This window comes from Pseudomonas fluorescens, assembly GCF_902497855.1.
GTDB classification, from domain to species: Bacteria; Pseudomonadota; Gammaproteobacteria; order Pseudomonadales; family Pseudomonadaceae; genus Aquipseudomonas; species Aquipseudomonas fluorescens_BI.
The window spans coordinates 167,763-180,913 of the sequence record NZ_CABVHU010000004.1; the positions used below are offsets into that span (position 1 = coordinate 167,763).

Sequence of the window (13,151 nt, forward strand, 5' to 3'; positions counted from 1 at the left end):
CTACTGTCGATGTATCGCGTGTAATCGTCCTGCAGGCGTTCATGTTGTTTGTGCCTGACACACAACCCCTGTAGGAGCTGGCAAGCCAGCTCCTACATGGAGTGTTCATGTTCAGGCATTCGTGACCCGTTCCATGGGTGAGATCAGGCTCCTTGCGGTGGGGTTTAGGATCAATTGCGCGGCTTTCTCGCCAATCATCAGCGTCGGCGAGCAGGTGTTGCCCGAGGTGATGCGCGGCATGATCGAGGCGTCGGCGATGCGCAGGCCGGGGATGCCATGAACGCGCAGCTCGGCGTCGACCACTGCGTCCGCGTCATTGCCCATGCGGCAGGTGCCGACCGGATGGAAAATCGTGGTGCCAATTCGCGCGGCGGCTTCGTGCAATTCTTCTTCACTCTGCAAGCTGTCGCCGGGCAGGTACTCGACCGGTTTGAAGGCTTGCAGGGCCGGAGCCGACACGATGCGCCGGGTCAGGCGAATGGCGTCGGCCGCGACCCGCAAATCTTCTGGATGGCTTAAATAATTGGGCTGGATCAGCGGCGCTTCCTGCGGGTCGGCAGAGCGAATCTCAATGCGACCCCGACTTTGCGGCCGCAGATCGCAGACCGATGCGGTGAACGCGGGGAAAGCGTGCAAGGGTTCGCCGAAGCGTTCCAGGGACAGCGGCTGCACATGGTATTCAAGATTGGCCGAGGTCTGCTCCGGCCCCGACCGGGCAAAGGCGCCGAGTTGGCTGGGCGCCATGGACAGCGGGCCGCTGCGGTCATACAGGTAACGCAGGCCCATGCCCATCTTGCCCCACAGGCTGCCGGCAATCTGGTTCAGGGTGCGGGCGTTCTGCAGTTTGTAGATCATCCGCAGCTGCAGGTGATCCTGCAGGTTGCCGCCAACACCGGGCAGCTCGTGGGCGACGCCGATGCCCAGGCGTTGCAGCAGCGGGCGCGGGCCGATCCCGGAGCGCTGGAGGATGCTCGGTGAACCGACGGAGCCGGCGCACAGGACGATTTCCTTGCGTGCCTTGAAGGTTTTCGCCTGGCCTTGCCAGCGTGCACTGACTGCGCGTGCGCGACCATTCTCCAGCAACACACGGTCGACTTCGACGTCGGTCAACAGGGTGAGATTGGGACGGTTGCGAATCGGTTTGAGAAAGGCTTTGGCCGCATTCCAGCGGACCCCGGCCTTCTGATTGACCTGGAAGTAGCCACAGCCTTCGTTGTCGCCCTGGTTGAAGTCTTCGATGCTGGCGATGCCGCTTTGCCCGGCTGCCCTTTGGAAGGCATCCAGGATCGGCCACGACAGCCGTTGACGCTCGATCCGCCATTCCCCGGCTGCGCCGTGATATTGCGAGTCGCCGGCAAAGTGGTTTTCGCTTTTCTTGAACAGCGGCAACACATCGTTCCAGCTCCAGCCGGGATTGCCGTCGGCGGCCCAGCCATCGTAGTCGCCGGCCTGGCCGCGCATGTAGATCATGCCGTTGATCGAGGAGCAGCCACCCAGCACCTTGCCTCGCGGATAGCTCAGGGCGCGGCCTTGCAGCCCGGGTTGCGCTTCGGTCTTGAAGCACCAGTCGGTGCGCGGGTTGCCGATACAGAACAGGTAACCCACCGGGATGTGAATCCACGCATAGTTGTCGCGACCGCCGGCTTCGAGCAGCAGCACCCGGTGTTGCGGGTTGGCCGACAACCGATTGGCCAGCAAACAACCGGCCGGTCCGGCACCGACCACTATGTAGTCGAATTCATCAAGGGAAGTCTGCATCCCTGACCTCGTAGTGTTGTTCTTGTCGTCAGTCATCCTAGTTGTTAGCTTTCGTCAAAAGAATGTTAGTTTTTGCGCAGCCGCTGTGCGTTTTTAGACAGCGCCTTTAACAGCGAAGCTTCAAGGATGATTCATGTTCGACTGGAATGACCTGCGGTTTTTTCTCGAATTGCAACGCAGCGGGCGTTTGCTCACCGCTGCGCGCCGTTTGAACACCACCCACGCCACCGTGGCCCGGCATATCGAGGCCATTGAAAAGAGCCTCGGCACCGCACTGTTTGTCCAGCACGCCCAGGGTTATGAACTGACCCCGGCCGGCGAAGCGCTGCTCAAGCACGCCGAAGCCATGGAAAACGTCGCCTTGCTGGCCCAGGAAGAAATCACCCAATCCACCGCGCCCCTGGGCAAGATTCGGGTCGGGGTCACCGAAGGCCTGGGCATCATGTTCCTCGCCAGCCGCATGAACGGCCTGTTCGAGCGGTATCCGGGGCTGGAAGTGGAGCTGGTGGCGGTGCCGCGCTTCGTCAGCATCCTCAACCGCGAAGCCGAGATCAGCATCCACCTGGAACGCCCGGCCGCCGACATGCTGGTCACCCGCAAACTCACCGACTATCGCCTGGCGCTCTATGCCAGCCAGGACTATCTGGACCGCTCGCCGGCGCTGCACAGTCGCGAAGATCTGGGGCGCCATGCCTGGATCGGTTATGTCGACGACCTGCTGTTCAGCCAGGAATTGATGTTCCTCAACAGTTTTTGCCGCAACCCGCAGGTGGTCTTCCACAGCACCAGCGTCATCGCCCAGCAGCAGGCCGCGCGCTCGGGGTTGGGGATCGCCGTGTTGCCGTGCTACATGGCCAGCGCCGATCCCGGTCTGGTGCCGTTGTTGCCGCAGGAAAGCATCCAGCGCAGCTACTGGATCAGCACCCGGCGGGAGTTGCACAAGTCGGTGCGGCTGCGGGTGTTGTGGGATTACGTGGTGCAGCTCTGCGAAAGCGAACAGGCGTTGTTGCTAGGCCTCGATCCCCTGTAGGAGCTGGCTTGCCAGCGAAGATCTATTAGCCAATACATATGTCGACTGACACACCGCCTTCGCTGCGGTGCGGCGATCCGACAAGCCAGCGCCTACAAGGGTGGCGGTGTATCAGCCAGTTTATTTATCGACTGACACGCCGCCTTCGCTGGCAAGCCAGCTCCTGGCTTGCCAGCGAAGATCTATTAGCCAATACATATGTCGACTGACACACCGCCTTCGCTGCGGTGCGGCGATCCGACAAGCCAGCGTCTACAAGGGTGGCGGTGTATCAGCCAGTTTATTTATCGACTGACACGCCGCCTTCGCTGGCAAGCCAGCTCCTACACGGGGGCGGTGTGTCAGCCAATTTATTATCGATTGACATACCGCCTTCGCTGCGGTGCGGCGATCCGACAAGCCAGCGCCTACAAGGGTGGCGGTGTATCAGCCAGTTTATTTATCGACTGACACGCCGCCTTCGCTGGCAAGCCAGCTCCTACACGGGGGCGGTGTGTCAGCCAATTTATTATCGATTGACATACCGCCTTCGCTGCGGTGCGGCGATCCGACGAGCCAGCGCCTACAGGGGGCCTGTTCCAGGTGGAAATCAGGGTGTTTCGGGCGAGATTTCGAAGGCGGTACTGGCCAGGCGCTCGCCATTTACCAGAATATGCACGGCGTGCCTGCCTGCGTAATGCCGGCGGGTGGTGAGCTCCTTGATGTGCTGGCCTCGGGCAATGTATTCGGTGGCCTGGCCCGGTAGCGTCAGTGCCTTGAGCTTGAATACTTTCGCCGAGCTGCTGCCGTTGGCTTTGACGTAATCGATGGCATAGTCGATCACCAGTCGCTGGCTGTCCGGTACCCTGGATTTCACGGTAAAGGACAGGCTGATTTTTTCGCCCAGCCGGATCACCGCGGGCTCCACCTTCACCCCGATGATCTCGACCTCAGGCTTGCCGCCCGCGCCAATGATCGCCAGCGCTCGCTGGTTGCCTTGCTTGATCAGGCTGCGCAGGGCATGCCTGGCGATCCAGGCGGTGTGTTTGTTTTCCAGTGGCCAGCGCTCGAGCAGGTCGAGCACCCAGTCGGGATGGTCCTTGGTGATGTCGTTGAGGTGATTGGCCACCGACTTGCGCACATACGGGCTGGCGTCGGCCTTGAGATTGTCGAGAATGGCGGCGGCGAGTGTCGGGTCGGCCTGGATTCGCTCCAGGCGAAATGACCACGGCAGACGCGGTCGGCTGCCTTCGCTGGCCAGGCGCCGGACATGTTCGTTGGCATCCAGAGACCAGTGGTGCATCTGCGCCAGCGTGGGTTTCGGATCGCTGCGCAGGAAGTGCCGGATCGCGAACTCCGATGAACCGAACGCGGTGAAGTATTTGAGTGCGTCCATGGACAGCTCGAACTTTTCAGTGCCGTAGGTCGCGACGTAATGCGGCAAGGAGATGCTGACGAAGCCGCTGTTCAGCCGTGGGGCGAGGGCGTAAAGCACCTCGAGTGTCTCTTCATAACTCAACGGCAGCACGGCGTGCAGGCACTCGCTGACCCTGGCCATGCGCTGCATGATCGACAATTGCTCGAGGCCTTCGTTGGCCATTGTCAGGAAGGCCTTGGCGTTGAACGCGGGGTAGACGGCGGTCATCTCGGTGGCGATGTGCTGCAGGCGCTCGCTGTTGAAGATTTCCTTGAGGGCGGGGGAGGATGTATCTGCAGCCATTTTGGATTCCTTTACAGTTGTTGTTTGTCCGATGCACCGCGTCATCGTTCATCGCGGACAAGCCCGCTCAGTGATCTCAGGTGCCTCCAATGCTGTGTACACCCATAACCCTGTGGGAGCGGGCTTGCCCTCGATGAGGCCCGCACATCCACCTCAATTTTTCGCCGATTGCTCTTCCAACTGATCCGACTCAAACAACCTTGCCAATTCCGCCCGCGCTTCCTGCGCAGTCTGCAACACCTTCGCTGCATCGTCATACACCGCATGCTGGGCTTCCAGCACCTGTTCATCGTGATGCTTGAAGCGCTTGATCCGCGCATCCGCCTGGGCCTGGGTCAGCCCCAGCCCGACCAGCGTCCGCCGGCTCATTTCCAGGCTCGAGTAATAGGTCTCGCGAATGGCCTCGGCACCGACATCCATCAGGCGGTGCACATGCTGACGGTTGCGGGCCCGGGCGATGATTTTCATGTGCGGATAGAGTCTGTGGACCAGTTCGGCGGTCTTGATGTTGGTGTCCGGATCATCCGTGGCGATGATGAAATACTCCGCCTGCCCGACCTTGGCCGCGTTGAGGATTTCCGGGCGCATCGGGTCGCCGTAGAACACCGGCACGCCGCCGAAGCTGCGCGACAGTTCGATGGTTTCCACCGAAGTGTCGAGGGCCACGAACTTGATGTTCTGCGCCCGCAGGATCCGCGCTACGATCTGCCCCATACGGCCCATGCCGGCGATCACCACGCGCGGCGCGTCGGTATCGATTTCGCGGAATTTCTCCGGCACCACCACCGGTTGCACCTTGGGACTGACCAGCCGCGCGCACAACAGCAACAGCAACGGCGTGACGGCCATGGACAAGGTGATCGTCAGCACCAGCAAGTCGTACAGGCGTGGCTCGAACAAGCCTTGATCGCGGCCGATCTTGAACACCACGAAGGCAAATTCACCGCCCGCTGCCAGCACGATGCCCAGGCGAATTGCATTGACCTTGCCCAGGCCACCGGCCAACCGGCCGACGACAAACAGCAGCGGCAGTTTGATTGCGATCAGCAGCAGGGTCAGGCCCAGTACCACGATCGGTGCGCTGAGCAGCAGGCTCAGGTTGGCTCCCATGCCGACGCTGATGAAAAACAGCCCCAGCAGCAAGCCCTTGAACGGCTCGATCTGCGCTTCCAGTTCGTGGCGGTATTCGGAATCCGCCAGCAGCAATCCAGCGAGGAAAGCGCCGAGGGCCATCGAGACGCCGACCAGATCCATCAGCCATGCCGTGCCGATGACCACCAGCAACGCGGTGGCTGTGGAGACCTCCGGCAGACCGGTCTTGGCCACTACCCGGAACACCGGGCGCAGCAGATAACGCCCGCCGATCACCACCACCGCGATGCTACCCAATACCCGCAAGCCGTGGTTCACGTTTTCGGCAGCGGTGCTGCTGTGATCACCGCCAGCCAGCAGCGGCACCATGGCGATCAACGGGATCGCGGCGATGTCCTGGAACAGCAGGATCGCGAACGCCAGTCGACCATGGGGACTGGTCAGCTCCTTGCGTTCCGCCAGGCTCTGCAGCCCGAACGCGGTGGAAGACAGTGCCAGTCCCAGCCCCAGGACAATGGCGCTGTTCAACGGCTGGCCGAATACGAACAACGCACACACGCCAATCACCGAACCCGTCAGCAGCACCTGCGCCAGGCCGACGCCGAACACCGCTTTGCGCATCACCCACAAACGTCGTGGCGACAGTTCCAGGCCGATGATGAACAGCAGCAACACCACCCCGAGTTCGGAAATGTGGCTGACGCTTTGCGGATTGTCGATCAACCCCAGCACCGACGGCCCGATGATGACGCCGGCAAACAGATACCCCAGCACCGCCCCCAGTTGCAGGCGCTTGGCCAGGGGCACGGTGAGCACCGCCGCGAACAGAAACACGACAGCGGCTTGCAACAGGTTGCCTTCATGGGGCATGGCGAACTCCAACGGATGCGGTACGGCGGGGGCGACAAGGATAATGGCTGAGACGAAACGCGTCAGCCATCAATGCGCATTGAGTTAGCGCGATTCTGTGCCTACCGATAGTCCATTGTGGGAGCGAGACCGGCTTGCCGACGAAGGCTATCTCAGGTTCACTTCACCCTAAGCAGCCGATTCATAACACCTCGCCTTTATCCCATAATTGCACCAATCCCCCCGGTGCCTGATTTTCAGGCACTTTCATCACCATCCGGTCATCTTGCTCACCAATGCGATAGCGTACTTCAATTTGATAAAAACGCTGATCACCTCGACCCGAGGCCGGGTCGGCAAGCGGCAGGCAACCTTCCAGTACCGAACAAATACGCGAGCGCTGGTTGATGTCGCATTGTGCGAACTCGATTTCACGAGGACGAGTCAAGGCATGGATCGCTGCCACGCCGCCCTGGCGGGAGAGGCGTACCACGGCATCATCCCCCAGCGTTGGCAGGCTTTTCATGATTGCTCCTGAGTCGGGACCACACCTGTTTCAGACCAGGCATGCTGCACCACGTCAGCTTCATCGGTACCAAAATGCTGGCGGGCATGCTCGATTGTCAGCGCCGCGAAGTCACTGAATGACGCCTCTTTGTTCAAGCCTTGGTCGCACAGGGTGTCGTACCAGATATGACCGGTTTTCTCCCAGGCAAAACCGCCGAACGCCTTGGCGGCGAGGTAAAACGCCCGATTGGGGATGCCGGAATTGATGTGCACGCCACCGTTGTCCTCCTGGGTGATCACGAACTTGCGCATGTGATCCGGTTGCGGGTCCTTGCCCAGCAGCGGGTCGTCATAGGCCGTGCCGGGATGGGCCATCGAACGCAAGCCGACGCCTTTTATCCGCGGGGTCAGCAGGTCGGCTCCGATCAGCCAGTCCGCCTGGTCGGCGGTCTGGCCCAGGACATGCTGCTTGATCAGCACCCCGAACACGTCCGATATCGACTCATTCAAGGCCCCGGACTGATTGGCGTAGACCAGGCCGGCTTCGCTTTCGATCACGCCGTGGGTCAACTCGTGCCCGATCACATCCAGCGAGCGGGTGAAGCGCTCGAAAATTTCGCCATCACCGTCGCCAAAAACCATCTGCGCCCCGTTCCAGAAGGCATTCTCGTAGTCCTGGCCGTAATGCACGCTGCCGATCAGCGCAAAACCCTTGTTATCGATGGAGTCGCGGCCGAGCACCTTCCAGAAGAAATCATGGCTGGCGCCCAAGGCATCGTAGGCCTCGTCGACCGCCGGATCGCCAGTCGCCGGCTGCCCTTCAAGCCGGGCAGGCATCCCCGGCAGGAGCATTTTCCCCTGGGCATCATGAATGCTGCGCCGGACCTGACCGGGTTGATCGGAAGGCGGCAGGATGGTCGCCGCAGCAGACCGCACCGGTGGCAGTGGCGTGTGGCGAAGGGTGCGCACATGGGTCAGGGTAATCAGCGCACTGGAGCGCTGCCGCTCGGAGCCATGGGCAATAATGCGGTTGAGGATGTAAGGCGGAATGAAACTGCACAGTGATCGTGAGTCGGTCATCAGAGCATCCTTTCCTGAGTACGAAGTCGATACACATCTGAGCGGCAGGCGGCGATTCGGTTCCATGGATTGCCAACAGCGGCGGATTCTGCGAAAACCTCCGTCCGCGCCCCTGTGACCCGGGCGACAACGAACGAGCAACCCGTATGAATGAAGAATTGCAAATCATCGATCTGCAGCCGGGCGATGGCAAAGCCGCCGTCAAGGGCGCGCTGATCACCACGCAATACCGCGGCTGGCTGGAGGACGGCACTGAATTCGATTCCTCCTACAGCCGGGGCAAGCCGTTCCAGTGCGTGATCGGCACCGGTCGGGTGATCAAGGGCTGGGACCAGGGCATCTTGGGGATGCAGGTGGGCGGTAAGCGCAAGTTGCTGGTGCCGGCGCACCTGGCCTATGGCGAGCGGACCATGGGCAAGATCACGCCGAATTCGAATCTGATCTTCGAGATTGAATTGCTGGAAGTATTGACCCGGGATGATTGATTGTCAGGGCTGAAAGGTATCCCGGTAGGCATAGAGGCCCGGTGTTCCGCCGGTCATCACGAACAGCACATTGTCCCCGGAACGGAAGCGTCCTTGCCCGAGATCGGCCAGGAGCCCGGCGAAGGCTTTGCCGGAATACACCGGGTCGATCAACAAGCCTTCGGCCTGGGCCATCAGGAGTACGGCGTCTTGCATGGCCTGCGTCGGCAGGCCATAACCGTCACCCAGCTGACTGCCATCGATGACAATCTCTTCAGGCTGCACGATGGCGCTGGTGCCCAACAGCGTCAGTGCGTCCCGGGTCAATTGCAGGGTCCTGGCCGCTGACGTGTCTCGATCGGATAAAACCGAATAGGACTTGACGATCGATGTGCCGCGACCCAGCAACTGGAAGCCGGCCGCGAGCCCGGCATGGGTGCCGGCGCTGCCGTTGGGCACGACCACCTGATTGAAACTGAGACCGAGTTCGGTCTCCTGCTGCGCGATCTCTGCCGCACAGCGCGCATAACCGAGACTGCCCAGGGGAGTTGAACCGCCCGTAGGAATCACCAGCACCTTGCGCCCCGAATCCCGCAGTTGCGCGGCGCGTATCTCGGCCGCCGCGACCGAGTCGCTGCCCCCGGCCAGCACCTGCAGGTGTGCGCCGAACAACTGATCGAGTAGGACGTTGCCGTTGAGTTCGTAATCCACATCGGGTTTGGGGACCGACCGGGTCAGAATCAATTCGCAGGTGATGCCCAGGCGAGCACACACGGCTGCGGTCAGGCGCGCATGGTTGGACTGGAGACCTCCCACGGTAATGACCGTATCGACCCCGACCAGCTGCGCCGCGCCGATATGAAACTCGAGCTTGCGCAGTTTGTTGCCGCCACCGCCGATCAACATGTGATCGTCGCGCTTGAGAAACAGGCCGATACCCCTCGACTTCAGGCCCAACAGCTGTTCAAGGCGTTCAGCCCGCTGAATCGGGGTGGGACCTTGCAACAGGTCTGCCCGCGCAAAAGGGCTCAGTGACTGGTCCAGTAGGGTTTGCATCAATAAAGCCTCGTTGTTCGCATTTTATTCATGGGACTGTATGAACAAAGGGCTGCGGTGATAAACCCATCGCCAGTTATTACTCTTCTTACATGATGTAATTAATAGAGTGTGGCTTGATCGCTGTGGTGGCGGATTTTTCCGGCCGGTTTCGATAGGCTAAGCCGCCTCGGATAATCATTGCTTTTGCAGGGGGAGGGCGAGTGTCGCCAATCAATGAGTACATCGCTTACGTGCAACTACTGGACGACGCTTATCGGCACTGGACCGGTGAAAGCCTGCCGGCTCCCCGGGTGTTGACAGGACCTGAGCGCTTGCACTGGTTGCACGCACATGCACCTTACAGCCTGCTGGCCCATGGCACTGAGGACGACCCTTGTTTCTTCTACGCCAATGAACGGGCGCTGGCCTGCTTCAAATATCCGCGCTCTGCGTTCCTGGGCATGCCGTCACGGTTCAGCGCTTCGCCGTTGGATCGCGCCATGCGCCAGTCGCTGCTGGAGCAGGTCACGGCCAACGGCATTGCCCATGGCTACAGTGGCTATCGGGTGGACCGTGAGGGTAATGCATTCATGATTCATGAAGGAAAGGTCTGGACGCTGATTGATCAGCGCGGCGAAAACCGGGGCCAGGCGGCGTTGTTCTGGCCGGATGAGCGGAGCATTGGCCGGGTCGATTGAGGCGTGGGCAGGACCGCTTCGCCTCGCGAAGAGGCCGGTACATTCAGCATTTTTGTCGGCTGACATACCGCTTTCGCTGGCAAGCCAGCTCCTACAGGGGGCTGTTGTGAGCCCGGGTCGTGGGACCACCGAAGACCCCTGTGGGAGCGGGCTGGCTCCGGGTGGCTTGCCCGCGAAGAGGCCGGTACATTCAGCATTTTAGTCGGCTGACATACCGCTTTCGCTGGCAAGCCAGCTCCTACAGGGGGCTGTTGTGAGCCCGGGTCGTGGGGACCACCGAAGATCCCTGTGGGAGCGGGCTGGCTCCGGGTGGCTTGCCCGCGAAGGGGCCGGTACATTCAGCATTTTTGTCGGCTGACATACCGCTTTCGCTGGCAAGCCAGCTCCTACAGGGGGCTGTTGTGAGCCCGGATCGTGGGACCACCAAGGATCCCTGTGGGAGCGGGCTTGCCCGCGAAAGGGCCATCACATTCAATATCAATGACGATTGACCCACCGCTATCGCGAGCAGGCTCGTTCCCGCAGGTCACCATCAGGCGAGCGAGGCAGCTATTCAGTGCTGCGCACGGATCTGCATGTGCGGGTTCATGCGTCAACTTGTGCTTGAGCGGCGTGGAGGCCGTCGATTGAAGCCTGGACCAATGAGCGTGCTGTGCCGAGCATCTGGGAACTGGCCCAGCGTAATGAGGCAGTGTGTTCGGGACGGCTGGCGTTGCGGGCTTGGTGGGCGAGGTCTTCGGCACAGTTGAGATAGGCCGAGGCATGCTCCAAGGCGTCGAGTAACGGGATATCGGGCTGAACGGCGAACAGGTGATGGTCGACGTGATCGCAGCGGGCGAAGAGGGTGGATTTTGTAGTTGGTTCGGTCATGTGCATCTCCCAGGAAGTGGAGTTGCCACGTCATCGCCGTCAAACGATTTGGGTGGCAACTGTACGCAGGTTGACGGACCGGTCCTAGGAACCCGGCGCACTCGAAAGCGCCCCACGCACAGCTGCCATAGCGCTGAGCAAGGACCTAGGAAAAAACGGAGCCGTCAAACCCCATCACGAATGAGTCGTGACAGGCGCGAGGATAGGGAGTGAGGCTGGAGCAGTCAACCGGCGGCGCCTGTGGTGCAGAGCATTGCGCAGCTGATTGCAGGAATATGAGCGCTTACATCCCTGTGGAGAGAAAATCGACAAGCGGTAGCCTTTCGCTCTACGTTCTCGGGCCGCACTGTCAAACCTGACAGTAGTCACTTCCATCACTTGCGCGTTTCAATGACTCCCTGCGGTCAAGCCGTGGTGGCATGAACTGGTGCAGGGAGAGCAGAAATGAAAGAGCCCGTCACTCCAACAATCAGAATGGGTACGATCAGCGCTTTGACGGTGGTCGAGGTCGGGTCGATCCCGACGACCTTTGCCATGGTCGCTACCGAAGGTTACTCTTCCAGATTGGCGGTCCGGATAGGCGCCAATTGCACTGTTGAAGGCGAACTCTGTTTTTCCGTTGGGGACGAAGTGGAATACACATTGATCCAGGGGCCAGCCGGAGAACCGCCCAGAGCCTGTGACCTGATTAAATCGGCATACCATCGCGACGCCATTGTCGATGAGTACTGCCAGCCGATCCGCAACATCCCTGCATAGTGACCCTTGTGCTCAAGCACTGAGTCGGGTTTGCAACAGCCTGGCCATGTCCTCCAGTTCTGCCGCCGGGTTATTTCCTATCAGCATCCACGCGTGGTCCAGGTCTGCCCAGTAAACGACGTTGAGCCCACGCCGCCGTTCGTGCGCAAAGGGTCGACTGCCGCTGCTGGCGCGGGTCACGCACAGCGCCAGCGGGCCGTGCGCCGGGTCCAGCCAGGTCATTTGGGCGATGGGCACGCCGTCGTATTCGAGGATTTGCGCGCGCTTGAATTGCGCGCGCGGCAAGGTCATTTTGGCCGGCGTCAGATTAAGCCCCAAACGCGCGTCGATGGTCCGCAGTTGCGCGCGCTGGGCAGCTTCGTCACCCGGCAGATGGTCCAGGGTCTGCGGCACGTAGAGCGCCATGTAGTCCGCGACCCGTGCCCGCCAGTTGTTTTTCTGCAGGCTCGACTGCCAGTTGAGGAACAGCCGGTCCGCCACCACACCGCTGACCACCAGCCCGGCTGCTGCGGCAAGGAACCAGCGCCGATTCAGCGCCGGGCGCTCAGGGCTGGGCAAGCTGTCGAGCATGGACTGCAAACGTTCCACGGGCGCTTGTCGGCCCACTTGATCGTAGGCGTCCTTGAACGGCAGGCTGCTGCGGGCCAGCCATTGCAGGCGCAGGTTGAGCAGCGAGTCTTCGGCGATGGCGGCATCGATACGGCTGCGCTGTTCGGTGTCGAGCTGGTCGTCGAGGTAAGCCACCAGTTGCTCATCCGAAGGGATCCCGTGATCGTTCATCGACGTTCTTCTGTGGAGGGGCCCGGCACGGCGTGCAACGGCGGGTACTCGGCGAGCTTCACCCGTGCGGCGGTCAGGCGGCTCATCACGGTGCCGATGGGCACTTGCAGCACCTCGGCGACCTCGCGATAGGACAAGCCTTCGACATAGGCGAGAAATACGCATTCACGCTGGGCTTCGGGCAACGCGTCGACGCGCCGAATCACCTGGGTGGCGAAGACATTGGATTGCGCCGGATATTCACGGTCGAACGACAAGGCACTATCGGCCTCGACCAGGCCCTGGCCCTGACGCACCCGGCGCGAGCGGACTTCGTTGTGCCAGATCGAATGCAAAATGCTCAGCAGCCAGCGGTCCATGCGGGTGCCCGGGACAAACTCCCCGGCCCGTCCGAGCGCCCGTACGCAGGTGGCCTGAACCAGTTCTTCGGCGACATGCCGTTTGCGGGTCAGCAGCAGGCCGTAGCGCCACAGACGCGCCAGATGCTGGGCCAGTTCGGCCCGTATTGCCTGATCGCTGGCGATGGC

General features: G+C 61.1%; 13 protein-coding genes. 4 read left to right on the forward strand and 9 right to left on the reverse strand.

The window, feature by feature from the left end; genetic code table 11:
* Positions 1-111: 111 nt before the first annotated feature.
* The gene (locus F8N96_RS10600) at positions 112-1,758 is read right to left on the reverse strand and encodes a GMC family oxidoreductase (RefSeq protein WP_150797755.1); all 1,647 of its coding nucleotides are present in this window, start codon (positions 1,756-1,758) and stop codon (positions 112-114) included.
* 133 nt (positions 1,759-1,891) lie between these two features.
* Between F8N96_RS10600 and F8N96_RS10605 the strand changes: the two genes are divergently transcribed.
* Positions 1,892-2,788, forward strand: coding sequence for a LysR family transcriptional regulator (locus F8N96_RS10605; RefSeq protein WP_150797756.1), 897 nt, complete (start codon positions 1,892-1,894; stop codon positions 2,786-2,788).
* Between the two features lie 589 nt (positions 2,789-3,377).
* Here F8N96_RS10605 and F8N96_RS10610 read toward each other — a convergent pair.
* The 4 genes from F8N96_RS10610 to F8N96_RS10625 all read right to left on the reverse strand — a co-directional run bounded on the left by F8N96_RS10610 (position 3,378) and on the right by F8N96_RS10625 (position 8,015).
* Positions 3,378-4,487: a DNA alkylation repair protein gene (locus tag F8N96_RS10610; protein ID WP_150797757.1), complete on the reverse strand. Its 1,110-nt coding sequence runs from the start codon at positions 4,485-4,487 to the stop codon at positions 3,378-3,380.
* A gap of 153 nt (positions 4,488-4,640) precedes the next feature.
* A complete protein-coding gene (locus tag F8N96_RS10615) occupies positions 4,641-6,449 on the reverse strand; it encodes a monovalent cation:proton antiporter-2 (CPA2) family protein (protein ID WP_150797758.1) in 1,809 nt (602 codons plus the stop codon).
* A 181-nt stretch (positions 6,450-6,630) separates the two neighbouring features.
* Positions 6,631-6,954 (reverse strand): protealysin inhibitor emfourin, encoded by a 324-nt coding sequence (locus F8N96_RS10620; RefSeq protein ID WP_150797759.1) that lies wholly within the window; start codon positions 6,952-6,954, stop codon positions 6,631-6,633.
* Entirely contained in the window at positions 6,951-8,015 is a 1,065-nt protein-coding gene (locus F8N96_RS10625) for a M4 family metallopeptidase (RefSeq protein WP_150797760.1), read from the reverse strand. The genes F8N96_RS10620 and F8N96_RS10625 overlap by 4 nt, the downstream gene beginning before the upstream one ends.
* Positions 8,016-8,161: 146 nt before the next feature.
* Here F8N96_RS10625 and F8N96_RS10630 point away from each other — a divergent pair, with 146 nt between their 5' ends.
* A complete protein-coding gene (locus tag F8N96_RS10630) occupies positions 8,162-8,500 on the forward strand; it encodes an FKBP-type peptidyl-prolyl cis-trans isomerase (RefSeq protein WP_150797761.1) in 339 nt (112 codons plus the stop codon).
* Positions 8,501-8,503: 3 nt separating this feature from the next.
* On the opposite strand, the gene F8N96_RS10635 is transcribed toward F8N96_RS10630, so the two are convergent.
* Positions 8,504-9,535, reverse strand: coding sequence for a D-cysteine desulfhydrase family protein (locus tag F8N96_RS10635; protein WP_150797762.1), 1,032 nt, complete (start codon positions 9,533-9,535; stop codon positions 8,504-8,506).
* 203 nt (positions 9,536-9,738) lie between these two features.
* Here F8N96_RS10635 and F8N96_RS10640 point away from each other — a divergent pair, with 203 nt between their 5' ends.
* A complete protein-coding gene (locus F8N96_RS10640) occupies positions 9,739-10,215 on the forward strand; it encodes an MEKHLA domain-containing protein (protein WP_150797763.1) in 477 nt (158 codons plus the stop codon).
* A 585-nt stretch (positions 10,216-10,800) separates the two neighbouring features.
* Here the strand turns inward: F8N96_RS10640 and F8N96_RS10655 are convergent.
* The gene (locus F8N96_RS10655; RefSeq protein WP_150797764.1) at positions 10,801-11,085 is read right to left on the reverse strand and encodes a DUF3077 domain-containing protein; all 285 of its coding nucleotides are present in this window, start codon (positions 11,083-11,085) and stop codon (positions 10,801-10,803) included.
* Between the two features lie 444 nt (positions 11,086-11,529).
* Here F8N96_RS10655 and F8N96_RS10660 point away from each other — a divergent pair, with 444 nt between their 5' ends.
* Entirely contained in the window at positions 11,530-11,844 is a 315-nt protein-coding gene (locus F8N96_RS10660) for a hypothetical protein (protein ID WP_150797765.1), read from the forward strand.
* Positions 11,845-11,856: 12 nt separating this feature from the next.
* Here the strand turns inward: F8N96_RS10660 and F8N96_RS10665 are convergent, their stop codons facing one another.
* Both F8N96_RS10665 and F8N96_RS10670 read right to left on the reverse strand, forming a co-directional pair.
* Positions 11,857-12,624: an anti-sigma factor family protein gene (locus F8N96_RS10665; RefSeq protein WP_150797766.1), complete on the reverse strand. Its 768-nt coding sequence runs from the start codon at positions 12,622-12,624 to the stop codon at positions 11,857-11,859.
* Positions 12,621-13,118 carry an RNA polymerase sigma factor gene (locus tag F8N96_RS10670; protein WP_150797932.1) on the reverse strand — a complete coding sequence of 166 codons (498 nt, stop codon included), beginning with the start codon at positions 13,116-13,118 and terminating at the stop codon, positions 12,621-12,623. Before F8N96_RS10670 ends, F8N96_RS10665 begins: the two co-directional genes overlap by 4 nt.
* Positions 13,119-13,151 lie beyond the last annotated feature (33 nt).